We start from the raw sequence: 24225 nt of genomic DNA on the forward strand, positions 1-24225 counted from the left end.
GGCCCCATCCTCCCAGGCCACCGCGGTCAGCCCTGCTCGCGGTAGGCGCGCCAGCCGCCGTGGTGGGTGATGTCCTCGGCGCCGACGACCGCCCACGGCTCGACGAGGAAGCCCGTGACGTCGGAGCCGTCCTCGAGCGTGACGGTGCCGATCGCCATCGGTGCGGGCAGTGCGGCGACGAAGGTCGCGAAGCCGGCGGCGGGCAGGCGCCAGACCTCACCGGCGATCGAGCCGGTGGCGGGACCGGCGGCCGGCCCGCCACTGGCGGACGCGACACCGCTGCCGGACGCAACCCCGCTGCCGGACCCGACCGGTCCCGCGCGGACCAGCCCCGGCTTCGGCGGCACCGTGTCGAGGGCGTACAGCCGGTAGTCGGAGGCGGTGCGGGCCTCCCGGACGAACGATCCGCCGGCCGCGACCAGCTGGCCGTTCAGCGGCTGGTCGCGGAGGTGCGCTCCGACGACCAGCAGGTCGACGGTGGGGGCGAGGAACGCGGAGGCGAGCGCCGCGAGCCGTCGGTCGGTGAACGCGGGACCGGTCAGCATGACGCCGAAGGGGAGCCCGTCGACGAAGCCCGCGGGCACGGCGAGCGAGGCCATGTCGAGCAGGTTCGCGAAGTTCGTGTACCGGCCCATCCGGCTGTTCGCGCCGATGGGGTCGGCGGCCACCTCGGCGAGGGTCGGGTGCCACGTGGTGGTCGGCGTGAGGAGCGCGGTCGTGCCGTCGAGCACCGCGCGACCCGCAGCCCCGAGGGCGTCGAGCCGGGCCATGTCGGCGAACAGCTCCGACGCGGTGGGCCGGGCGCCGCCGAGCACGATCGCGGCGACGGACGGGTCCAGGTCCTCGCCGACGAGGTCCGCGTGCGCCTCGATGTGGGCACCGACGGCCGCGTGCCGCTCGGCGACGAACGCGCCGTCGTAGAGCAGTGCTGCGGCGTCGAGGAGCGGGGCGATGTCGACCTCGACGACCTCGTGGCCGAGCGCGCGGAAGCGGTCGACGGCCACGGCGAAGGCGGCTGCCCACCCGTCGGCGAGGCCCTCGAGCTGTGCCGGCAGCGGGACGGCGATGCGGGGGACGGTCGGGAGGGCGGCGTGGGCGCGGTCCTCGCGGGCGAGGGGGTCGACGCCGTCGGGCCCGGTCATCAGCTCGGCGGCGGTCCTGGCGAGCCCGAGCGACGCCGCGAACACCGTGACGCAGTCCTGGGACCGGCAGGCCGGCACGACGCCGGTGTTCGGCACCAGGCCCTTCGTCGGCTTCACGCCGACGAGGTTGCCGAGCGCTGCCGGCACCCGTCCGGAGCCCGCGGTGTCGGTGCCGAGCGCGAAGTCGACGACCCCGAGGGCGACGGCCGTGGCGGACCCGCTGGACGAGCCCCCGGAAATCCTGGTCGGGTCCCAGGCGTTCCGGACGGCGCCGAACGGGGAGCGGGTGCCGACCAGGCCGGTGGCGAACTGGTCGAGGTTCGTCTTGCCGACGACGACCGCTCCGGCAGCCCGCAGCCGGGCGACCGCGGTGGCGTCGGCCGTCGGCTCGTACGCGTAGGACCTGGCGGCGGCGGTCGTGGGCAGGCCCGCGACGTCGATGTTGTCCTTCACGGCGAACAGCAGCCCGGCGAGGGGGAGCGCCGGGTCGACGCGGGACGCCTCGGCGAGGACGTCGGCGCGGTCGCGCAGGGTGATCCACACCTCGGGGCGGTCGACCGCGGCGATCCGGTCGAAGGCGTCGTGGACGCGGGACTCCGCGGCCGTCGCGGAGCTCGCGGTAGCAGCGGTGCCCACGGTGCCAGCAACGATCGCGCTCATGCCGGTGCTCCGATCGCGGCGAGGACCTGGCCCGGTGCGACCTGCTCGCCCGGGGTGACGTAGACCTCCAGGACGTGTCCGTCCACGGGTGCGTGCACCATCGACTCCATCTTCATCGCCTCCACGGCCAACAGCTTCTGTCCTGCGTCCACCCGGTCGCCCGGTCGGACGTCCACCTGCCACACCGTCGAGGTGAACGGCGCGGTGACGGCCGTCGACCCCTCGGGCACGGTCACGGCGTCGGGCACGACCACGGCCGGTTCGTCGCGGACGTCGAACTCGCCCGAGGCCCGCCACCGGTCCTTCTCCTCGCCGAACGCCCGGGCCTGCTGCGCCCGGAACGCCGCGATCGAGTCCGCGTTGTCCCCGAGGAACCGGTTGTACGCCGCGATCGAGAACTCCCCGTCGGCGGTCTCGAAGTCCCCGCGGCCCGCGTCGGTCTCGGCCCGCAGCTCGAGGAGCTCCTCGGCGCCGACCGCGTACCACTCGATCCGGTCGAAGAAGCGGAGCGCCCAGGGGTCCTCCTGGAACAGCCCACCACGGCGGAAGCGGTTCCAGATCTGCACGGTGCGTCCGACGAACTGGTAGCCGCCGGGCCCCTCCATGCCGTAGATGCAGAGGTAGGCGCCGCCGATGCCGACGGAGTTCTCGGCCGTCCAGGTGCGCGCCGGGTTGTACTTCGTGGTGACGAGCCGGTGCCGGGGGTCGAGCGGGGTCGCGACCGGGGCGCCGAGGTACACGTCGCCGAGCCCGAGCACCAGGTAGCTCGCGTCGAACACGGTGCGGAAGACGTCGTCCACGGAGTCCAGCCCGTTGATCCGCCGGATGAACTCGATGTTCCAGGGCGTCCACGGGGCGTCGTTCCGGACGCCGTTCATGTAGCGCTCGATCGCCAGCCGGGTCGCGGGGTCGTCCCATGACAACGGCAGTTTCACGGTGCGCGACGGCACGACGAGTTGGTCCGTCGGCGGGATCTCGTCCTCGAGCTCACGGAGCAGCCCGGCCACGTCGCGCGCCTTCAGCACGGACGCGTCGGTGTGCACCTGCAACGACCGGATGCCCGGCGTGATGTCGAGGACGCCCTTCGGCGTGTGCTCCTGCAGCTTCGTCATGAGCGCGTGCACGCGCATCCGCAGTGCGATGTCGAGCGTCATGTCGCCGTACTCGACGAGGACGTTGTCGTCGCCGTCACGGCGGTACGCCACGCTCGGCCGCGAGGGGGTCGCGTCCAGACGCGCCAGCACCCCGTCGTCGCCGTCACCCCCGGTGCGCCCGTCGCGTCCGGTACGCGGGACCGTCCTGGAGGCTCGGTTCGCGATGAGCGCGGCGGCGTCGGTCTCGCGGACGGGGACGAAGCGGACGGTGTCGCCCGGGCGCAGCTGGCCCAGCTTCCACAGGTCGCCGCTGGCCACCACCGCGGGGCAGACGAACCCGCCGAGGGACGGCCCGTCCGGCCCGAGGATGATCGGGGTGTCGCCGGTGAAGTCGATCGCGCCGACCGCGTACGGGGTGTCGTGGATGTTCGAGGGGTGCAGGCCGGCCTCGCCGCCGTCCGTGCGCGCCCAGCCCGGCCGGGGTCCGATGAGCCGGACGCCGGTGCGGGCGGAGTTGTGGTGCACGCCGTAGTCCGTCGCGTAGAACACGTCGAGGTCCGCGCGGGTGAAGAAGTCCGGTGCCGCGTGCGGACCCTCGGTGACGGCGATCTCCCACGTGTCCGTCAGCGCCGTGCGGTGCTCGGCCGGGGTCGGGCCGCCGACGAGTCCAAGCCGGGTGCCGGCGGGGAAGGCCGGGTGCGGGGCGTCGGAGTCGGGGGAGCCGGGGCGGAGCACGTCACCGGCGAGCAGGGCCCGACCCGCGTGGCCGCCGAACCCGCCGAGCGTGAACGTGGCCGCGGAGCCGAGGTAGGTCGGCACGTCGAAGCCCCCGCGCACCGCGAGGTAGCTCCGGAGTCCCGGGCCGGGAGCGGTCCCGACGGACAGGGTCTGCCCGGCGGCGACCTCGACCGGCTCCCACAGCGCGACGGGTTCGCCGTCGAGGGTCAGCGGCACGGGTGCCCCGGTGACCGCGACGACCGCGGCGGCGGAGAACCGCAGCGTCGGGCCGGTCGCGGTGACCTCCAGCGCGGGGGCGCCGTCCGGGTTGCCGACCGCCCGGTTCGCCTCGGCGAAGGACGCCGCGTCGAACGGGCCGCTCGGCGGGACCCCGACCTGCCAGTACCCGAGCCGACCGGGCAGGTCCTGCACGGTCGTCATCGTGCCGGGCACCAGGACGTCGATGCGCGGGTCCGGGTCCTCGGTCGTGTCGAGCGTGGACGTCGAGTGCGTCGCCGTGCGGAGCTCGAGGTCGTCGGTGAGCGTGCGGAGGAGTCCCGCGTTCGTGACGATGCCGTCGATGCGGGTCTCAGCCAGGGCGTCGCGCAGCCGGTCGAGGGCGTCGTCGCGGGTCTCCCCGGTCGCGATCACCTTCGCGAGCATCGGGTCGTAGAACGCCGACACCTCGGAGCCGGTCTCGACCCAGCCGTCGACGCGGATGCCGGTCGCGGTGCCGTCGTCGGTCGAGGTCGCGGGGAAGACGGCCTGCGTCACCAGGCCGCTCGACGGCAGGGAGCCCTTGGCCGGGTCCTCGGCGTAGACGCGGGCCTCGACGGCGTGCCCGGTCGGGGTCCAGCGGCGGTCGAAGACGTCGTCGGGGATGCCGGCCGCACCGTCGCGGGCCAGCCGGAGCATGAGCTCGACGAGGTCGACGCCGTAGACCTCCTCGGTCACCGGGTGCTCGACCTGCAGGCGGGTGTTCACCTCGAGGAACGACGCCTCCTCGCGCACCGGGTCGTAGACGAACTCGACCGTGCCGGCGCTGCGGTACCCGATGCTCGCCGCGAGCCGACGTGCGGACTCGTGGAGGGCCTCCCGGACGTGCTCCGGCAGTGCCGGGGCCGGAGCCTCCTCGATGACCTTCTGGTTCCGGCGCTGGAGCGAGCAGTCGCGGTCGCCGATCACGGCGACCCGACCCTCGCCGTCACCGAAGAGCTGGACCTCGACGTGGCGGGCCGGTCGGACCAGGCGTTCGAGGAAGATGCCGGCGGCGCCGAAGGCGGCGGCAGCGGTGCGCTCGACGCTCGCGTAGGCCTCGCGGACCTCGTCGAGCGTGGCGCAGGCCTGCATGCCGATCCCGCCGCCGCCCCCGGTGGCCTTGAGCATGACGGGCAGGCCGATGCGGTCGGCGGCGGTGACGGCGTCGTCGGCCGAGGCGAGCAGCCCCGTGCCGGCGAGCATCGGGACCCCGGCCGCTGCGGCGAGTTCGCGGGCGGTGTGCTTCGCGCCGAACGCCACGATCTGGTCGGCGGTCGGCCCGACGAAGCGGATGCCGGCTGCGGCGCAGGCCTGCGCGAACGCGGTGTTCTCGGACAGGAAGCCGTAGCCCGGGTGCACCAGGCCGGCGCCGGAGTCGAGTGCTGCCTGGACGACCGCGTCGATGCGCAGGTAGGACTCGCGGGCGGGGGCCGGGCCGAGGCGGACGGCGACGTCGGCCTCGCGGACGTGTGGGGCCGCGCGGTCGGCGTCGGAGTACACGGCGACCGTGCGCATGCCGAGGGCCTTGGCAGACCGGATCACCCGGCGGGCGATCTCCCCGCGGTTCGCGACGAGGACGGTGTCGGTGCTGAGGGCCGGGCGTCCGGCGGGCGACTGTGCCGGCGTCGCGCCCGTCTCGAGCGCGGTCATGGCTGCACCACGATCATCCGGAGGGGCGTGCAGGAGAAGTCGTTGCACGGGTTGTTCATCTGCGGGCAGTTCGACACGATCACGAGCACGTCCCGCTCGGCCCGGACCGCCACGCGCTTGCCGGGGGCGCTCATCCCGTCGACGATGCCGAGGGCGCCGTCCGCCTCGACCGGCACGTTCATGAACCAGTTGAGGTTCGACACGAGGTCGCGGACGCCGAGGCCGTGGCGGGACGCCTCGGCGAGGAAGTTCTCGCGGCAGCCGTGCTGGTACGCGGTGTGGTGCCCGTAGCGGAGGGTGTTCGACTCCTTCGAGCAGGCGCCGCCGATGGTGTCCTGGCGGTCGATCTCGTTGCCGACGACGGTCATCAGTGGGCGGCCCTCGTTCGACATCAGGACCGTGCCGGTGCGGACGTACGCGTTGCCCTGCGCGACGAGGGTGTCGGGGACGCTGTACCGCTCGTCGGGGTCGTGCGCGTCGTAGACGAGACAGTCGGCGCTCTGGTTGCCACCGACGTCGACGATCGTGAGCACCTCGCCGGCCAGCACGACGGCGGACCACGGTGCCAGCGGTGCGACCCGGTCGTCGCGGACTACGGTGCCGGGCACGAGCGACTCGCTCCAGTCGAGGACGGCGTCGGGCGCGTGCACGGCACCGACGGGGACGGTGGAGGTCATGGTGTCGGTCATTGCTCAGCCTCGTGCTTCCGCGTGGTCGATCGAGTTCAGGTAGGCGCGGGTCAGTTCCGGCGTCGCGGTGAAGCGCTCGTCGGCCGCCGTGGTCGGTGCCCCGCGCCAGGCGTGCACGCGCAGGGGCCCCACGACGTAGTCCGGCCGCGGGTCGAGCGGGTGCGCGACGTTCGCGATGAGGACCAGCAGCGGGAGCTCCGCGACGAGCGTGACGTGGTGCCCGGGGCCCGCCGACCCGGTGGGCTCGAGCGCGCCCTCCGGGTCGACGCGGACGCCCTGGAAGAACGAGATGCTCGGCGGCAGGTCGCGCTTGGTGAGCCCGTGCTTGGCGGCGGCCTTCGCCAGGAGCGACCGGCCGCTCGGCGACGGTCCCTCCGGTGCGGCGTCGCCGTACTTCGCGGTGTTCCACGCGTCGGTCGAGGTGCCGCAGAACGCGTCGTGCCGGCCGGACGTGTCCTCGACGATCGTGGCCAGGGCCCGCCCGTCCCCGCTCAGCAGCGGCGACCCCGCGCCGAGGTACGCCTGCCACGGGATCTTCTGCGTGTCCGCGACGTTGAGGCGTTCCCACGGCTCGAGCGCGTTGTACACGACGGTGTTCGCGCACGCGTCCCCGGTCGGGTCGTCGAGCCGGATCCGGGTGCCGCGGGCGAGGACCCGGTGCGTGTACCCGCCGGGGGCCACGGTCTCGGCCCACACCAGGTCGGCGGGGTCGACGCCCTCCGGGGCGAACGGGGACGTCGACGCCGGCAGCCAGGGCATGTACTCCGACTGCGACCCGGCCTGCGCGCGGGCGTCGGAGCGCGAGGCGGTCACGCTGTCGGTCTGGTGGAGGTCACGCATGCGGGTCCTTCGTGGTGGAGCGGGTGGGGCGGGGTGGTGGCGGGGTGGTGGCGCGCTGGAGGCGGGCGCCGGCGGGTCAGGCCTCGGCGGCGACCGGGACGGCGGCCGTGGTCGGGACGTGCGCGAGCGTGAGTGGCCCGTGCGCCCGGTGTCGCCACGACGACCAGGCCCAGCCGACGAGCAGGACGCCGCCGATGAACAGCAGCGCGCTGTACTGCAGCCACCAGGAGTCCCCGGTCAGGTCGTAGATCTCCGGGCGGGGCCAGATGAGGTTCACCGCCATGCCGATCTGGAACGCGACGGCCAGGGCGTTCAATGGGATGCCCCACCGGCCGAGCGTGAAGAGCGGCTTGCCGTCCTCGTCCACCCCGGTCGGCAGCCCGGTGCCGCGCGACCGCAGGCGCTCGAGGAGGAGTGGGCCGGTCACGCCGAGGTAGGCCAGGTAGAGCATCGCGATGCACAGGCTCGACAGGGCGGTGAAGATCGCCGACTGCCCGATGTTGACCGCGAGGGCCAGACCGGCGCCGACACCGACCACGATCGACGCGGCGATCGGGGTGCCGGTGCGCGGGGAGACCTTCGCGAGCGTGCGGTGGAACGGCAGCGCGCCCTCGCGGGCCATCGAGAAGACCATGCGCGCGCCGGCGGTCTGCACGGCCAGCGTGCACGCGAACACGGCGACCGCGACGGTGCAGAGCAGCAGCCGACCGGCCACCTCGCCGAGCGTCGACGTGATCACCCACGCCAGGCCCTGCGTGGCGAGCTTGCCGTCGGTCAGGCTCGGGGCGGCGACGAGGGCGCCGATGATGAGCAGTCCGCCGCCGAGCCCGGACACCGTCAGCGCGCGGACGATCGTCTTCGGGGTCGTCCGGCGCGGGTTGTGGGTCTCCTCGGCCAGTTCACCCGCGGAGTCGAAGCCGACCATCACGTACGCGGCCATCAGCGAGGACGCCAGGAACGCGAAGACGTACGGCTCCGTGCTCGTGGACCCGACGCTGGAGAACACGACGGTCGCGCTGCGGTGGGGGAGCAGGAACAGCGCACCGATGAGCACGATGACGCCGACGATCTCGATGAGCACGCCGAAGCTCGTCACGCGGGCCATCAGCCGCACGCTCGTGATGTTCACGACGGTCGTCACGACGAGCATCACGAGGCCGAGCACGACGGCGTTCGCGGCACCCGTGGCGGATGCGAGCGACGGGTCGGCGCCCGCTCCGCCGACGATCTGGAAGCCGCTCCAGATCGCGGGCAGCACGGCCTGCACGGCGATGGCGGCGACCGCGACGGTGAGGGTCTGGCCGATGATCATCGTCCAGCCGGTGAACCAGCCGAAGCGGGCACCCGCCAGGCGGCTCGACCACTGGAAGATCGCGCCGGAGATCGGCCACCGGGCCGCGAGCTGTGCGAAGTTCAGCGCGACCAGCAGCTGGCCGCCGAAGACGAGCGGCCAGGCCCAGAAGAACGCAGCGCCCCCGAGTCCGAAGCCGAGTCCGAAGAGCTGGAACACCGTGGTCAGGATGGACACGAAGGAGAAGCCGGCGGCGAAGGACGAGAACGAGCCGACCCCGCGGTGGAGTTCCTGCTCGTAGCCGAGGCGGGCGGTGCCCTGGGTGTCGGGGGCGGCGGAGCCGGTCGACGAGGTGGCGCGCGGTGCGTGGAGCGGGGCTTCTGGAGAGCGCATGGCTGCAGACCTTTCGCGGAGTACCTGTCGGGTGACAGGTAGTGCGACCAAGTGTCGTGCGGCGCTGTGTCGTCGCCGTTGCCCGGCTGTTTCGAGCACGTGACACGGGCGGCCCCCGTGTGAACTTCTCGCGTCGGCGGGCCGGTTCCCCGGCCAGCGGAGCGCCGGACTGGAGGCTCGGTGCGGGCTGGCACCGAGCCTCCAGGCCGTCACCTGGTCCGGTTCAGGACCAGGCGGCGGCGATCGGGACGTGTCGGCCGAGCACCGCGCAGGCGGCGCGGTGGCCGGAGTGCAGGGCCGCCGTGACGGTGGCGGGGTCGTCGGTCCAGGTGGCCTCACCCGCCAGGTGGAGGACCCCGCCGACGGGCTCGGCGAGGTCGTCGTGGTCCCGGGTCGTGGAGCCCGGCGTCATGTACGCGTAGGAGCCCCGCGCGAAGGGGTCGTCCTGCCACGCTGTCACGATGACGTCCGTCGGGTCTGGCACGTCGGCGCCGTACAGGCGCCGCAGCTGGGCCGTGACCGACGCCGCCACCCGGTCCGGCGTCCAGCCGCGGATCGCCCGCGCGACCGGACCCGCGGCGAACGTCAGCAGGGTCGGGACGCCGTCGAGCCGGGTGAGGTCGTACCAGGAGTGCCACCAGGCGCCGTCGGGGCCGAGCTGTCGCACGGCGTGCACGTCGGCGTCCCAGAACCGGTGCGGGAAGCGCAGCACGACCTTCTCGAAGGCGTTCATGCGCAACCGGCCGAGGGCTGCGCGCTGCCGGTCGGGGAGCGGTGGTTCGATGACGAAGTCGTCGGACTGCAGCACCCCGACCGGCACCGTCACGACGACCTGGTCGGCGGCGAACCCGGGCACGGTGACGCCGTGAGGTGACCACGTGACGCGGCTGACCACGTGGCTGAGGCGGACGTCGAGCCCCTCCGCCAGGGACGTGGCCAGGCGGTCGTAGCCGTCGGGGAACACGACCTCGTCGCCGGCGATGACGTCGTCGTCGAGGCCGTGGGCGGCGAGGTCCTCGATGCGGACGCCGTACTGTTCCTCGCTGCGGTGCTCCAGGTACTCCCGGACGCGGGCAGTCCGCTCGGCCGGCCAGCCCTGGGCGGCGAGTGCGACCTCGGTGACGTCGCGGTAGGTGGCCTCGGGAGCCGACCCCGCGACGACCGGACCGAGTGCGGCGTCGACGGTGCGGACGTCCGCGACGAACCGCGCGGTGGCGCCCGGGTCGAGTCGGTGGCCGTCGGCGCCGAAGTACGCGATCGGGCGACCGTCGGGCTGGTACCCGCCGACCGTGAACTCGACGAGGGGCATGCCGGACGCTGTGGCGGCGTCGGCGACCCGGCTGTCCTCGACGCCGTGGATCCAGGACGCGCCGAGGTCGGTGACGCGCCCGTGGGACCGGTCGGTGTGCACGCGCCCGCCGACGCGGTCGCGGGCCTCGAGCGCGACGACGCGGCGCCCGGCTCCGACGAGGAGCCGGGCGGCGGTGAGGCCGGCGATCCCGGCGCCGATGACGATGGTGTCGACGTGCTCCATGCGGACAGGGTCGCACGACGGCGGGCTCCGCGACCGGCCGGGACGACGGAGGGCCCCGCGACGGGCCGGGACGACAGAGGGCCCCGCGACGGGCCGGGACGACGGCGGGCTCCGCGACCGGCCGGGACGACGGAGGGCCCCGCGACCGTGGTCGCGGGGCCCTCGTGGGAGCGGGTCAGCTCACTTGACCACCGTGGTGATCGTGGGGCTGGTGCTCATGTTGATCATCGACGTCGGCGCGAAGACGGCGTGCAGCTTGTGGATGCCCGCGTTCTTCAGCGGGACCGAGCCGGTCGCCTTGCCCTTGACGACGGTGAGGGTCTTCAGGAGCTTGGTGCCCTGGTAGACCTTCGCCGTGCCGTTCACCGTGACGCCGTCGGCCTTCACCGTGACGGTGGCCGTGCCGGCGGCGTATCCCAGCGTCGTCGTGGAGGTCGCCTTCGTGACGGTGACCGTGGTGCCGGTCGTCGTCGCCGAGCTGGTGCCCGCGAAGTCGGACGTGCTCGTGAAGGCCGCCGTGATCGAGTGGCCACCCATCGCGAGCGTCTTCGGCAGGGTGATGGAGGCCGCGTTGTCGGCCACCTTCACGGTGCCCAGCTTGGTGGTGCCGTCCGAGAAGGCGACGGTGCCGGCCTGCTGGCCGATGCCGCCGGCGATCGTCGCGGTGACGGTCACGGGCTCAGCGGAGCCGTACTGCTGCTTCGCGGCGGAGGCGGCGACCGTGGTCGTCGTCGTCGGGAGCGCCGCGTCGAGGGTGAATGCGTCCACCGTCGAACCGATGGGTGCCGGGTCGGCCGACGCGGTCGGCTTCAGCGTGACGCCGCAGTCGTCGACCTTGCCGTGCTGGACGGCCGAGTTCAGCGTGGTGCAGTCGCTGGCGCGGACCGTGGTGACGGCGAGGTTGTCGTCCGTGACGCCGACCTTGACGTAGGTGCGGACGTGCTCCTGGTTCTCCACCGAGTTGGCGAAGTGACGCTTGCCGGTCGGGTCGAGCGGGTCGGATCCGTAGCCGCCCTGGGTGGCGTCCGGGGTGGTCAGGTCGTAGTACTTCGAGCCCGACGCCGAGTTCGCGGTCAGGTAGATGACGCCACCGGGGCCGGCGAAGACCTGGTCAGCACCCGGCTGCTCGTCCGGGTTGGCCTTCTTGCCGTTCTTGATCGCGTAGCTGCGCGAGTAGGAGTGGTCGTGGCCCTGCAGGACGATGTCGACGCCCATGTCGGAGAACGCACGCGTGAAGTCGAACCGGCGCTGCTGGTTGTCCTTGTCGTTCGCGTGGTCTGCCGGCGAGTAGATCGAGTGGTGGTAGACCAGCGCGGTCCACTTCGCGTCGTCACCGTGGCGGGTGATCACGTCGCGGACGTAGTTCACGTGCGCTGCGTCCGAGCCGCCCGCGTAGGCGTTCGAGTTGATGTCGATGAACAGGACGCCCTTGTACATGTACCAGTAGTCGCCGCCCGAGTTCGTGGTGGTGTTGCCACCCGGGTAGAAGTCCGGCACCTTGAGCGAGTTCGGCAGCTGGTTGTGCTGCTCGTACGACTTGCCACCGACGTCGTGGTTGCCGATGGTCGAGGCCCACGGGTACCGCTTCAGCACGTCGCTGCTGTCCGCGAACGCACCCCACTGGTACTCGTTGTTGGCGTTCTCGACCTGGTCGCCACCGGAGACGAGGAGCTCGGCGTCCTTCTCCTTGGTCGTGGCGTACTTCAGGGTGTCGGCCCAGCCGGCACCGTCGTCGTCGACGAAGCCCGACGAACCGATCTGCGGGTCACCGAAGAACAGGAAGTCGAAGTCGCCGGAGAAGCTCTTCGTGGTGAACGTGTACGGGGTCGACCAGGCCGAGCCGTCAGCGGCACCGACGTGGTACGTGTACGTCGTGTTCGGCTCGAGGCCGTCGATGACCGCGTGTGCGTTGACGTAGCCGGCCTCGTTGGTGATGCCCGCGATCGTCTTCGTGCTGCTGTCGGTGGTGCTGGTGTCGGCCGCGGTGTTCGCGCTCGCCGAGGCGCCGATGGTCTTCTTCGCGTCGGTGAAGACGCCACCGGTCATCGAGTCGGTCTTCTGGATCTCGACCGACTGGGCGACGTTGGTCGGGAAGTACCAGGACGCGATGCGCTGGCTCTCGGTCGCGCCGACGCCGAGCAGGATGTGGATCGGGCCGCCGGTGGAGATGTTCGTGGTCGGCGTGTTCGTGGCCGCGGAGGCCGTGCTGGTGCCGATGAAGGAAGCGCCAGCGAGGAGCGCCGCCCCGAGGACTGCGCCGCCGACGCGGAGTGTGGTGGATCTGCGCCGGGTGCTGGCGCCAGACAGGAGACTCATGGGGGTCCGTTCTCGTGACAGGGGTGTCGTGCACGGGAGACTCTGCATTCGCCAGGAAACGCCTTGGTGAACGCTGTGTGTCCATCTGTTCCGGATTGGAAGGGGTTCAGCCGATCAGCCGGCCGCGAGACGCTCCACGAACCAGATCATCCCCATCACGAACACCCCGGCGGTCACGATCCCGGTGACCCAGAGCGACGCCCGGTGGGCCTTGCGGCGCAGGAGCGACAGCGGGGGGAACACGATGACGATGATCGCGAGCTGCACTGCCTCGATGCCGACGTTGAAGATGAGCAGTGACACGAGCAGCTGCCAGGAGAACGCCTCGTGGATGCCGAGCGCCCCGGCGAACCCGAGCCCGTGGATCAGTCCGAACGCGAACACGACCGCCAGCCGCGTCCACCCGGCGCGGTCCAGGGCGAACCGGCCCCCGTCTTCGACGATCAGCTCGTCCGCGTGGGAGCGCCGCCGGAACAGCCGCCACAGGTACCAGCCGGCGACAGCCGCGATCGACAGGGCGATGAGCGGCTCGACCACGATCGACGGCGGGCTGACGACCCCGAGCGCGGCGAGGATGAACGTGATCGAGTGGGCGATCGTGAACGCCGACGCGGTGAACACGACCTCGCGGAGACGCCGTGACCCCGCGATCAGCGCCACGAGGAACAGGATGTGGTCGATCCCGGTCAGCAGGTGCTCGGCGCCGAGCGTGAAGAACTCCCAGAACCGGGCGCCGGCGGACTGCTCGGTCGAGAACGAGGGCCGGTCGGCGTCGAGCGTCGCGGAGCCCTCCTGCGAGTCGACGGCGTAGGTGACGATCGTCTTCGTGTCCTTGACGAACGTCTCGGAGTCCGGGAAGAGCTTGGAGGTCACCACGTGCCCGGCCGCCGTGTGCGACGACGTCGGGCAGCGGAAGTCCGCGACGACCTCCACGTAGGGCACCTCGTCCTGCATGTCGACGTGCATCGGCTCCTGCAGGGTGCCGCGGCACTCGCGTCCACCGGAGCGCACGGAGAAGCGGTCGAGGACGTAGTCGGCCATGGTGTCCCGGTGCTGTTCGGCGATCCGGGTCATGGCGGGGAAGTCCCCGTCGTCCCACGCCGCCTGGCCCTGCCGGTAGAACGTGTCGGCGTGCTCGCTGGTGCCGACGGAGACGAGCATCAGGTCGTACTCCAGGCCCAGGCGTGCCTGCACGACCCCGGACTCCTTCGAGGTCACCTTCGCGTAGACGACCGAGCTGAAGCCGTGCGCGGACGCGGGGGCCGCCCCGCCGACGAGCGCGACCAGGACGGTGCCGAGCAGGACGAGTGCGGCGAGGACCGTGGCGGCCACGCGGGCCAGGATCGGGGTGGTGCGGGGGGAGCGGCGTCGGGACGCCGTGCTGGGGGTACCGGGGATCACCGGCCAGACGATCTCGACCCCTGGCGACCGGCAGGGAAACAGCAGGTGACCAGCAGCTGGACAGCGTTCGGACAGGTGCCCATGCCGGACGATCAGGTCGTCGGATCGTGGTTCCATGGTCGCGATCCGCCCGCCGAACGCCCTTGGAGTCCCTCGTGACCAGCCTCGCTCCCCGCACGACGACCCTGTTGGCGGCCGTCGCGGTGCTCGGCGCCGCGGGACTGCTCCTCGCCGGCTGCTCGACCGGGGCCGACGCGCCGGGGCCGAACGGGTCCGGTCCGACCGCCACCGCCGGCACCCTCGACGCCGGGTTCTGGGACGCGAGCCGCCCGCCAGCGCCCGAGTCCACCGTGAGCCCGTCGCCCGGCTCGTGGAACGGCGTGCACCCGCCCGCGGGCTACCGCGTCGTGCTGCTGTCCGCGGGGGCCGTCGACGCCGACGGTGACGGCGAGACCGCCGCATCCACGCCGACGCAGGCACTCATCGGGGCCGTCGACGCCTGGGCCGACACCGAGGACGTCACCGTCACCCGGGTGCACCCTCGGGGGAACGAGACCGTGCTCGACGCCGTCGGCACGGCGGTCGGGAAGCACCCCGACCTGGTGATCAGCGTCGGCAACGACATGGTCGACCCCATCGCGGCGATGTCGCCGAGCGCGCTGCACCAGCAGTTCCTGGTCCTCGGGGCCGAGATCGCCGAGCCCACCTCGAACGTGACCGCTGCCGACTGGACCGGTGCCGGCTACCGCGGCGAGGGGCTCGGCGCCGCGAGCCACCACGACCCGGCGAGCTTCACCGAGGAGCGTGCCGGTCGGGCGCTGCGCGCGGGGGTCGCCGCCGTGCTGCACGGCTACAACGGCACGGTCGTCTGGGTCGCGTGAGCTCCGACCACCGTTCTGCGGACACTCGCGGACCGGGTGCGGCATGCCGGACGTATCCTGACGACGGAAGCAACGACGGTTCCGGCCGAGCCTCGTGCGGCCTGGACCTGTCCGGGCGCGAGACGCAACCTCCTGACCCGAGCGACATGACAGAACACATCATCGAGTACGTCGCCCGCGACCGAACGGGCATCACCGCCGTCATCACCACGACCGGCGTCATCGACGTGGACACCGTGATCCACAACATCAGCTCCGGGCACTCCGGCTACGTCGTCCGTGCGGGCGAGTGGCGCCGTGCTCCCGTCCGCAGCCTGTCGGTGCTGGGCGGCGCGTACCTGTTCGCGAACTGGGACGGCTCCAAGCGCAACAACCTGCACGACGTGGCGTTCCAGGCGCCGACGCGTCCGGCTCGACAGCAGGGCACCGGCGGGTTCGTCGCGGCGCTGACGACCGCGCTCGCCACCGTCTTCGGCCGGGACCGACGCAGCGCCTGACCGGCGCGGCACCCGACCGGCGCGAGACCCGGCCGTCTGAGCGCCCGACCGCCGCAGCGCCTGACCCGACCCGCGGGACGACAGCGCCTCAGTACAGCGCGCCGATGCCGAGCACGTCCCCGAGCCCGAGCGTGCGGGACGCCGTGTCGCAGTACCCGCCCGAGGGCGCCATGACCAACCCGGTGTCGTCCGCCGTGTGCCCGAGCCCGTACGAGTGCCCCCACTCGTGCGTGGCGACCGCCCGCAGGTCGAACCGGGCACCGGAACAGGTCGTGGCCGAGTTCCACAGGTACCGCGTCGAGTACCGCTGGTCGGCCTCCACCGCCGTGCCGTCACCGCGGTACCAGACGCACGTCAGCCCGAGTGTGCCCGTCGGCAGCGTGCCCCAGCCGCTGACGCTGTACCGGTTGCTCTGCGTGCACCCGCCGGTGCTCGTGACGCCGGGTGCCTGCTTCGCGACGCGGACGTAGGTGTTGTCGGCGTCCGATGTCCTGGTGCGCCCGCACGCGGTCAGGGTCCCGTTCCAGGCGTTCGCCGCGCGCTGGAGCGCGGTCAACCCGTACACGCGCTGGCTGTTCGAGTTGTAGTACCAGTCGATGGTGTCCGTCCAGCGGTACCCGAGCTTCGAGTACGCGGAGCTGCCACAGCTCGCCGCCGGTGCCGCTGTAGCCACCCGTGTCGCGAGGGCCGAGCGCTCCCGGGTCACTGCGGCCGGAGCCCCACGCCAGCCGGTGCCGATCCGGACGGCGATCCCTGATGCGCCGGCGTTCGACACGACGACGTCGGCGAGCTCCTCGGCCCCCGGTGCCGCCACGCTGGACGCGGCGACGCTCGTGCCCGGAGCCGGCACCGCGAACGTGCGACCGTCCGGCACCACCACGGTCGTCCCCGAAGCCACCGCGCACCCGCTCGCGAGCATCCGCAGCGTGACCTGGTCCCCGGTGCACGACGTGCCTGCGGCCTCGGCGGGTGCGGCCACGACGGCCGTCATCCCGGAGGCGAGGACGACACCGCCCACCACCGCACCGATCACCCTGGTGAGTCGACGTCGACGCATGCTGGTCCCCTCTCGACGCCGGGTCCCTGCGACCGCCGTCGCCCCCTGCCTACCGGTCCCCATCCCGGCCGTCAAGCCTCCCCTCCGGGGCCGCCGAGGTCGCACTCCGTGTCGGCACGGCACTCCGGCACCCGACACGAAGTGCGACTTCAGCCCCGCTTGGCGGGGCCGGGCCGGTGCCGGGCCGGTGCCGGGCGGGAGGCTCGGGTCCAGCCCGCCCCGAGCCTCCCGCCCGCGCGCCGACGGGTCACGACACCCCGCTCGCGTCCGCCGGGTGGTCGCGGAGCGTCGTCTTGCGGCGCCGGAGCCGACGGCCTGTGGCCGCTCGGCGGCCGCCGCCCGGGGTGTCGTGACCGCTCGCGGCCGCGCTGGGGTCGCACTCCGTGTCGGCACGGCACGTCGGGAGCCGACACGAAGTGCGACCTCGGCGCTCCCGAACGGAACGAGCCCGGCTACCGCGTCACGCCGTCGAGATCGTCGACACCGGCAGCGGCCGCCGCCGCACGACGGGCCCGCATCGACGGAGCAGCGACGGCCGCGAGGACCGCCAGCACGGCCACCCCGGTGCACGCCCAGAAGCCGATCGTGAACGCGTCGTCGGTGGGGAGCCCCTGCGCGGTGCTGTGCGAGGTGATCAGCGCGGCGATGACGGCGGTGCCGACGCTCGAGCCGATCGTCCGGACGACGGTGTTGGCGCTGATGGCCTCGCCGGTCTGGTTCGCGGGGACGCTCTCGATGATGGCGTTCGAGCACGCGGCCAGGGCCAGGCCGATGCCGATGCCGGTGAAGACGCCGGAGACGACGACCTGCCAGAGCTCGCCGTGCGCGATCGCGGGCAGCAGGAAGGCGATGACGATCGCGATCCCGCCGAGCAGCATCGGCGGCTTCGGGCCGATCCGGCGGACCAGGATGCCGGCGATCGGCCCGGCGATGACCATCATCACGACGGTCGGCAGCAGGAAGAGCCCGGCCTGGGTGACGTCCTTGCCGAAGCCGTACCCGAGGGCGCTCGGCAGCTGGAGCAGGGTCGGGACGAGCACGAACGTGCCGAACATCGCGAAGCCGAACACCAGGGCGACGACGTGCGCGGTCCACACGCCGCGCACGGCGAAGAGCCGGACGTCGATCAGCGGTTCGGCGACGCGGAGCTCGACGAGCACGAACGCGACGAGTGCCACGGCGCCGAGGACCAGCAGCCCGACGGTCTTGACGTCGCCCCAGCCCCAGGTCTCGCCCTCGCTGACGGCCAGCAGGATCGCGACCAGGGACACCGCGAGCACGCCCGTGCCGAGCATGTCGAGCCGGCCGGGCTTGCGCACCGGGGACTCCGGCATGCCGAAGACGGCGCCGAGCAGCGCGATCACGACGAGCACGGCGGGCAGCCAGAACAGCCAGTGCCACGACAGGTGCTCGACGATCGGCCCGGCGGCGACGATGCCCACGCCCGCGCCGATGCCGAAGATCGCGGAGAGCAGGCCGATGGTGACGCTGACCTTCTCCTTGGGCAGCTCGTCGCGGACGATGCCGATGGAGAGCGGCATCACGGCTCCGGCTGCGCCCTGCAGCGCCCGGCCGACGATGAGGGTCCCGAGGTTCGGCGCGAGCGCGGCGAGCACGGCCCCGACGAGCAGGATCGTGAGCACCACGATGAGCACCTTGCGCTTGCCGATCATGTCCCCGAGCCGACCGAGGATCGGCGTGAGCACTGACGCGGACAGCAGGTAGGCCGTGAGCACCCAGCTCGTGGCGCTCGTCGAGGCGCCGAGGTCCTTGCCGATCGTCGACAGCGCCGGTGCGACGAGGGACTGCAGGACCGCGAACGACAGGCCGCCGAGGGACAGGTAGACGATGATCGCCGTGCTGTTCGGACGACGGCCGTCCGTGGTCGGGTGGGAGCCGGTGCGGGGGCTCGCCATGGTCTCGGTCATCGTGCTCCGTCTGGTCGATGTAAACAGTTGCTGACTCGACGAGGGTACGCGGTTCGCACCTGATGTCAACAGACGCTTACATTGCCCATCGGCCCGCTACGCTTCGACCATGAGCAAGGACGCCACGGCCACCCGGCTGCTCCTCGTGCAGGCAGCCAGGCGCCGCTTCGCGTTCGACGGCTACCGCGCCACGACCGTGCGGGACATCGCCGCCGACGCCGGGGTCAACGTCGCGCTGATCAACCGCTACTTCGTGTCGAAGGAGGGCCTGTTCCGCGCCTGCCTCGACCGCGCCGTGCGCGACCTCGACCCGGGGGAGGACGCCACCGGACACCTCGACCGCGCCCTCCGCGGGCTCATCGGACACGTCCTCCGCTCGCCGACCGACGAGGACTCGATGCAGCTCATGCTGCTGCTCCGGACCTCGGGCGACGAGGGCGTCGACACGATCCGCCGCGAGACCCTCCGTCGCTACGCCGAACGCCTGGCCGAGGCGGTCGGCGACCAGGTCACCGACGACCTGCTCATCCGCGCCGAGATCGCCCTGTCGGTCGTGCTCGGGATGACGATGATGCGGACCGCGACCCGGGTGGAGCCCCTCGCCTCCGCCTCGGAGGACGCCGTCGCAGGCCCGCTGGACGACGCGCTGCGCGCGCTCCTGACCGGACCGACTGCCTGACTGGAGGCTCGTGGCGGCGCCGCCACGAGCCTCCAGTCCGGCAGTCCCATCGGGGGACGCTGTCGGTCCCGCCCACCGGGACCGAGTACCGTCCACCATGGAACGTCCGACGCCGACCGCCAGGGAGCACGCATCGTGACAACGACCCGCGAGCACCGTCTCGTCGACACCTTCGTCGCCCTCACGGACACACTCGTCGACGACTACGACGTCGTCGACCTGCTACAGACCCTCGTCGACCGCGTGGTGGAGATCTTCGACGCCTCGGCGGCGGGGATCCTGCTGCTGAACCAGGACGGCGAGCTCGAGGTGCTGGCGTCGACCAGCGAGGCGTCGAGCTTCGTCGGCCTGCTCCAGCTCAACGCCGGGGACGGGCCCTGCGTGGAGTGCTTCCGGACCGGCGAACCCGTCTCGGCCACGGACCCGGCGGAGATGCGCCGCCGCTGGCCGGCGTTCGCCGCTGCGGCCGCCGAGTCCGGCTTCTCCTCGGTGCACGCGATCCCGATGCGTCTGCGCGACACCGTGCTCGGGTCGCTCAACCTGTTCCGCGAGCACGAGGGGGCACTCAGCCCGGACGACGCCCTCGCCGCCCAGGCCCTCACCGACGTGGCGACGATCAGCATCCTGCAGCAGCGGACGCTCGAGCAGGCGAGCGTCGCCCAGACGCAGCTGCAGCGCGCGCTCGACAGCCGCGTGCTCATCGAGCAGGCGAAGGGCTTCGTCGCGCACACGCACCACGTGGACATGGAGACGGCGTTCGCGATGCTCCGGCAGCACGCCCGGACCAACCGCGAGCCGCTCGTCGACGTCGCCCGTGCCGTCACGGAACGCCGGTTGACGCTGTCCTGACAGACCCGGCTCCCGCTCGGCTACGATCTGGGGCAGTGGCCCCGGACCCCGGCTGCGGTACAGCCCGACCGGAGGACCAGCATGAGCGAGATCATCACGACCGGACCACGTCCCGGCACCAGCGGTACGTCGAGCTACACGGCGTTGCTCGCCAGGATCAAGGACGAGGGCCTGCTCGGCCGACGCACCGGCTGGTACTGGGGCCTCATCGTCGTGCTCATCGTCCTGCTGGCGCTCGCCGGAACGGCGTTCACCGTGCTGGGTGACTCGTGGTGGCAGCTCGTCGTCGCCGGCGTGCTCGGCCTGCTCTTCACGCAGTTCGCGTTCCTGGCGCACGAGGCCGCCCACCGCCAGGTGTTCGCCTCGCACACCTGGAACGACCGTGCGGCGCGCTACGGCGGCACGCTCCTGACCGGGATCAGCTACGCCTGGTGGACGAGCAAGCACACCCGGCACCACGCCAACCCGAACACGGTCGGCAAGGACCCGGACATCTCGTTCGACGCGATCTCGTTCCGCCCCGAGGACGCCGCCAGCCGCACCGGCTTCCTCCGCGTGCTCGTCCGGGTGCAGGGCTGGGCGTTCTTCCCGATGCTGCTCATCGAGGGCGTCAACCTGCACTGGCAGTCGATCCGCACCTACACCAGCCGAGGCCCGGTCAAGGGTCGCTGGTCCGAGGCGTCGGTGTTCGCCGTCCGCTTCGTGCTGTACCTCGGCGTCGTCTTCTGGTTCCTGCCGCTCGGCATGGCGTTCGCGTTCCTCGGCGTGCAGCTCGCCGTGTTCGGCTTCTTCATGGGCGTCGCCTTCGCCCCGAACCACAAGGGCATGCCGATCATCGAGCCCGGCCGCCGTGTCGACTTCTTCTCGCGCCAGGTCCTGACCTCCCGTGACATCACCGGTGGGCGCTGGGTCGAGTACTTCATGGGCGGTCTGAACCACCAGGTCGAGCACCACCTGTTCCCGAACATGGCCCGACCGAACCTGCGGGCCGCGCGGGTCATCGTGCGCGACTACTGCAAGACGCAGGGTGTGCCGTTCACCGAGACCTCGCTCGTGCAGTCGTACGCGATCGTCGTTCGCTACCTCAACGAGGTCGGGCTGGCGGCGGCGGACCCGTTCGCGTGCCCGATGGTCGAGCGGCTGCGCTGAGCCTCAGGCGCGACCGCGGTTGCGGCGTCGGATCTCCTTCGGGGCCCGGCCTGCCTGGAACGACCGCGCCGGGTCGACGACGAAGCCCTGCCGCAATGCCTCGCGCCCGATGAGCATCCGGAAGCCCATCTGGTCGCGGTTGCTCAGCGTGACCTCGGCCTCCACCGTGCGGCCGGCGAGCTCGATCGCGGTCAGGACGACGATGCGCTCCTGGGCGTGACCCGACGAGCTCCGGACGACCCGGCGGTCGTGGACGTCGCACTCGACGGTCGCCTGGTCGGCGTCGGAGTCCTGCCACGGGTGCACCGAGAACCGCACCCGGTCGCGCGGCAGCTCCTCGAGGTCGAACGCGTGCAGTGCCGAGGTCCGCGCACCCGTGTCGAGCTTCACCTTGATCCACGGGATGTCGAGGTCCGGCAGGGCGGCCCACTCGCGCCAGCCCGACATGATCGGCGTGCGGCGCCTGGGCTTCGGGTCGTCGGCCATGCGCCCATCCTGGCAGGACGGCACCCGCGGTGCGTCGATCGGGGTCGACGGCGTGCGCGGTGCGTCGATCGTGGCCGACGGCACGGGCGCGGCGCGTCGATCGTCTGCCAGCATGGAGCGTCGCCGTCGCCACCCACGAACCCGCGGAGCCTCCCGATGAAACTCGCCATCCTGTCGCGTGCCCCGCAGGCGTACTCGACGCAGCGACTCCGTGCGGCGGCACTCGACCGCGGCCACGAGGTCAAGGTGCTCAACACCCTGCGCTTCGCCATCGACCTGACCGGTGACGCGCCCGACCTGCAGTACCGTGGCAAGCTGCTGTCCGACTACGACGCCGTCCTGCCGCGCATCGGCAACTCGATCACGTACTACGGCACCGCGGTGGTCCGACAGTTCGAGCAGATGGACGTGTACACGCCGAACACCGCGAACGGCATCACGAACTCGCGCGACAAGCTCCGGGCGAACCAGATCCTCTCGCGGCACGACATCGGCATGCCCGCGACGACGTTCGTCGCCGGACGGGCCGACGTCCGCGGGGCCATCGAGCGGGTCGGGGGAGCGCCCGTCGTCATCAAGCTGCTCGAGGGCACCCAGGGCATCGGCGTGATCCTGGCGCCGGAGGCGAAGGTCGCCGAGTCGATCGTCGAGACCCTGCACTCCACGAAGCAGAACGTCCTCATCCAGCGCTTCATCGCGGAGAGCCGCGGGAAGGACATCCGCGCGCTCGTCGTCGGGGACCGGGTCGTGGCCGCCATGCGCCGGAGCGCCAGCGGCGACGAGTTCCGCTCGAACGTGCACCGCGGCGGCACGGTGGAGCAGGTCACGCTCACCCCGGAGTACGAAGAGGCGGCGGTCCGTTCCGCGCAGATCATGGGCCTCCGCGTCGCCGGCGTGGACATGCTCGAGGGCAACGACGGCCCCCTGGTGATGGAGGTCAACTCGTCGCCGGGCCTCGAGGGCATCGAGCGCGCCACGGGCCTGGACATCGCCGGCGCGGTCATCGACTTCATCGCGAACCAGGTCGCGTTCCCCGAGATCGACGTCCGCCAGCGCCTGTCGGTGTCGACCGGCTACGGCGTCGCGGAGCTCCTCGTGCACACGAACGCGGACCTGGTCGGCAAGACGATCCACGAGTCGGGCCTCGGTGACCGGGACATCACGGTGCTGACGCTGCACCGCGGCTCGACGGTGATCCCGAACCCGCGCGGCAGCGTCACCCTCGAGCCGGGCGACCGACTGCTCTGCTTCGGCAAGCTCGAGGAGATGCGCTCGATGATCCCCGAGCGCCGCAAGCGCCGCGCGAAGCTCCGGAAGCTCCCGAAGGAGCCGCTGCTCGAGCAGTGACGACGGGCGGGAAGCGCCCCCCAATGGCCGCTTCCCGCCCGTCGTCCGTCATCCGTCATCCCCAGATCTGCTGCTCCACCGCGCCGAGCAGGTCGGTCGTGGGGAAGTTCGTCTGGTTGACGTGGAACCAGGTCGTGCCGCGGAAGTACCACGTGTCCGTGGTGTCCACCGGGTACTGGGCTGCCTGCTGGGTCTGGGTGCAGACCCGTGCCTCGTCCCGGTCCGTGCACGTGGCGCCCTTCGCGGTGAGCCCGGCCTCGTACGCCGTGAGCTGTTCCGCGGTGCCGGTCCCGACGTCGATCGACAGGCCGGACACGTCGGACCGCGGGTCGCGCCACAGGCAGGACAGGGTGGTCGTGAGCGGTGCGGCGTTCCGTAGCTCGGCCTTGCCCGTCGGGTCGTACAACGGCGTCTCGCCGAAGAGCCGTGCGGCCTCGGACGGGGCGACGAGCCCGGTGCAGTCCGCCGGGATCGTGGCCGCGGCGGGGCTCGGCGTCGCCGTCGCCGAGGGCGTCTGCGGCGGTGCAGGGTCCGGTGTCTCCTGCACCGGTGCCGCGGCGGGTGTGCTGGGTGCTGCGGGTTCGGTGGGGCTGGGCGTGGTGGTGGGTGCCGGCGCTGCGGCGAAGGGCTGGGGGATCATGCCGAGGGCGACGCCGCCGCCGGTGGCGCCGAGGCCGAGGAGGGCGATCACGCCGATGGCGATCCCGGCGCGGCGGCCGCGTCGGCGGGGTGCCGGCTTCCGGTCCTCCGCGCGGTCGAGCACGCTCTGCTTCATCGTGACGAGCATGCGCTGCAGGTCGTCTCCGGTGGGGGGCTCAGTGTTCATCGTGCATCACCGCCTTCTTCAGTCGGGCTCGAGATCGGGAGACGCGCTGTGTGACGGCGCCGACGCTCAGGCCGAGGATCTCCGCGGCCTCGGCGTAGGAGTGGCCCTCCAGCAGGCAGAGCTCGCAGATCCGACGGTCGACCGGCGCCAGGGCGGCGATCTCGTCGCGGACCCAGCGCAGGCGCTCGCGGGCCTCGTCGGCGTCAGCGCGGGCGGGCAGGTCCTCCGGCAGTTCGTCCCCGGCGCCCTTCGCCAGGCGTCGTGCCTGGTTGCGGGCGTGGTTCCGGCAGACGACCAGCAGCCACGGCAGCAGCGCGCTGGTGGCGAGGTCGATCGTCGTCGCCTTCTGCCAGAGCGTCAGGAACGTGTCCTGCACGAGCTCCTCGACGTCCTGTCGGCGTTCGGCCTGTGCCCACGCGTAGCGGGTCAGGGTCGGTGCGAAGCGGTCGAACGCGTCGGCCAGTGCCGTGCGGTCCCCGTCCGCGAGCCGACGCGTCAGTGCTGCGTCGGCTCGGGTGTCGTCATCCACGGTTGCCCCTCT

General features: G+C 72.3%; 19 protein-coding genes. 6 read left to right on the forward strand and 13 right to left on the reverse strand.

The window, feature by feature from the left end; translation table 11 throughout:
• Window positions 1-26: 26 nt before the first annotated feature.
• From atzF to BIU98_RS14495, 8 genes are all read right to left on the reverse strand, one after another.
• A complete protein-coding gene (gene atzF, locus BIU98_RS14460) occupies window positions 27-1802 on the reverse strand; it encodes an allophanate hydrolase (protein ID WP_083393275.1) in 1776 nt (591 codons plus the stop codon).
• A complete protein-coding gene (gene uca / locus BIU98_RS14465; RefSeq protein WP_083393276.1) occupies window positions 1799-5521 on the reverse strand; it encodes an urea carboxylase in 3723 nt (1240 codons plus the stop codon). The genes atzF and uca overlap by 4 nt, the downstream gene beginning before the upstream one ends.
• Window positions 5518-6210, reverse strand: coding sequence for an urea amidolyase associated protein UAAP2 (locus BIU98_RS14470; RefSeq protein WP_071278048.1), 693 nt, complete (start codon window positions 6208-6210; stop codon window positions 5518-5520). The genes uca and BIU98_RS14470 overlap by 4 nt, the downstream gene beginning before the upstream one ends.
• A gap of 3 nt (window positions 6211-6213) precedes the next feature.
• On the reverse strand, window positions 6214-7050 hold the full coding sequence (locus tag BIU98_RS14475) for an urea amidolyase associated protein UAAP1 (protein WP_071278050.1): 837 nt from the start codon (window positions 7048-7050) through the stop codon (window positions 6214-6216).
• Window positions 7051-7126: 76 nt separating this feature from the next.
• Window positions 7127-8734 carry an amino acid permease gene (locus BIU98_RS14480; RefSeq protein ID WP_071278051.1) on the reverse strand — a complete coding sequence of 536 codons (1608 nt, stop codon included), beginning with the start codon at window positions 8732-8734 and terminating at the stop codon, window positions 7127-7129.
• Between the two features lie 223 nt (window positions 8735-8957).
• Complete coding sequence (locus BIU98_RS14485) at window positions 8958-10268, reverse strand: NAD(P)/FAD-dependent oxidoreductase (RefSeq protein ID WP_071278052.1); 1311 nt, start codon at window positions 10266-10268, stop codon at window positions 8958-8960.
• A 180-nt stretch (window positions 10269-10448) separates the two neighbouring features.
• Window positions 10449-12584 (reverse strand): Ig-like domain repeat protein, encoded by a 2136-nt coding sequence (locus tag BIU98_RS14490; RefSeq protein WP_071278053.1) that lies wholly within the window; start codon window positions 12582-12584, stop codon window positions 10449-10451.
• 114 nt (window positions 12585-12698) lie between these two features.
• Entirely contained in the window at window positions 12699-13985 is a 1287-nt protein-coding gene (locus tag BIU98_RS14495) for a HupE/UreJ family protein (RefSeq protein WP_254787923.1), read from the reverse strand.
• Between the two features lie 155 nt (window positions 13986-14140).
• Between BIU98_RS14495 and BIU98_RS14500 the strand changes: the two genes are divergently transcribed.
• The gene (locus tag BIU98_RS14500) at window positions 14141-14866 is read left to right on the forward strand and encodes a hypothetical protein (RefSeq protein WP_071278337.1); all 726 of its coding nucleotides are present in this window, start codon (window positions 14141-14143) and stop codon (window positions 14864-14866) included.
• 146 nt (window positions 14867-15012) lie between these two features.
• On the forward strand, window positions 15013-15363 hold the full coding sequence (locus BIU98_RS14505) for a hypothetical protein (protein WP_071278058.1): 351 nt from the start codon (window positions 15013-15015) through the stop codon (window positions 15361-15363).
• A gap of 88 nt (window positions 15364-15451) precedes the next feature.
• Here BIU98_RS14505 and BIU98_RS18620 read toward each other — a convergent pair whose 3' ends face one another.
• Together BIU98_RS18620 and BIU98_RS14515 are read right to left on the reverse strand one after the other, a co-directional pair.
• Complete coding sequence (locus BIU98_RS18620; RefSeq protein ID WP_139200760.1) at window positions 15452-16420, reverse strand: matrixin family metalloprotease; 969 nt, start codon at window positions 16418-16420, stop codon at window positions 15452-15454.
• A 452-nt stretch (window positions 16421-16872) separates the two neighbouring features.
• Complete coding sequence (locus tag BIU98_RS14515) at window positions 16873-18348, reverse strand: MFS transporter (protein ID WP_071278078.1); 1476 nt, start codon at window positions 18346-18348, stop codon at window positions 16873-16875.
• A 109-nt stretch (window positions 18349-18457) separates the two neighbouring features.
• Here BIU98_RS14515 and BIU98_RS19995 point away from each other — a divergent pair, with 109 nt between their 5' ends.
• The 3 genes from BIU98_RS19995 to BIU98_RS14530 all read left to right on the forward strand — a co-directional run bounded on the left by BIU98_RS19995 (window position 18458) and on the right by BIU98_RS14530 (window position 21025).
• Window positions 18458-19027 carry a TetR/AcrR family transcriptional regulator gene (locus BIU98_RS19995; protein ID WP_071278081.1) on the forward strand — a complete coding sequence of 190 codons (570 nt, stop codon included), beginning with the start codon at window positions 18458-18460 and terminating at the stop codon, window positions 19025-19027.
• Between the two features lie 135 nt (window positions 19028-19162).
• The gene (locus tag BIU98_RS14525; RefSeq protein ID WP_139200761.1) at window positions 19163-19876 is read left to right on the forward strand and encodes a GAF and ANTAR domain-containing protein; all 714 of its coding nucleotides are present in this window, start codon (window positions 19163-19165) and stop codon (window positions 19874-19876) included.
• Between the two features lie 81 nt (window positions 19877-19957).
• Window positions 19958-21025, forward strand: a complete 1068-nt coding sequence (locus BIU98_RS14530; RefSeq protein ID WP_071278087.1) for an acyl-CoA desaturase — start codon at window positions 19958-19960, stop codon at window positions 21023-21025.
• A gap of 3 nt (window positions 21026-21028) precedes the next feature.
• On the opposite strand, the gene BIU98_RS14535 is transcribed toward BIU98_RS14530, so the two are convergent.
• Window positions 21029-21511, reverse strand: coding sequence for a RimK/LysX family protein (locus BIU98_RS14535; protein ID WP_083393301.1), 483 nt, complete (start codon window positions 21509-21511; stop codon window positions 21029-21031).
• A gap of 156 nt (window positions 21512-21667) precedes the next feature.
• On the opposite strand from BIU98_RS14535, the gene rimK reads away from it, so the two are divergent.
• On the forward strand, window positions 21668-22858 hold the full coding sequence (rimK, locus tag BIU98_RS14540; protein WP_071278090.1) for a 30S ribosomal protein S6--L-glutamate ligase: 1191 nt from the start codon (window positions 21668-21670) through the stop codon (window positions 22856-22858).
• 55 nt (window positions 22859-22913) lie between these two features.
• Here rimK and BIU98_RS14545 read toward each other — a convergent pair whose 3' ends face one another.
• Window positions 22914-23684, reverse strand: a complete 771-nt coding sequence (locus BIU98_RS14545; protein WP_139200762.1) for a hypothetical protein — start codon at window positions 23682-23684, stop codon at window positions 22914-22916.
• Complete coding sequence (locus BIU98_RS14550) at window positions 23674-24213, reverse strand: RNA polymerase sigma factor (RefSeq protein ID WP_071278096.1); 540 nt, start codon at window positions 24211-24213, stop codon at window positions 23674-23676. Before BIU98_RS14550 ends, BIU98_RS14545 begins: the two co-directional genes overlap by 11 nt.
• Window positions 24214-24225 lie beyond the last annotated feature (12 nt).

Origin of the sequence: Curtobacterium sp. MMLR14_010 (assembly GCF_001865015.1) — a bacterium.
Taxonomy (GTDB): domain Bacteria; phylum Actinomycetota; class Actinomycetes; order Actinomycetales; family Microbacteriaceae; genus Curtobacterium.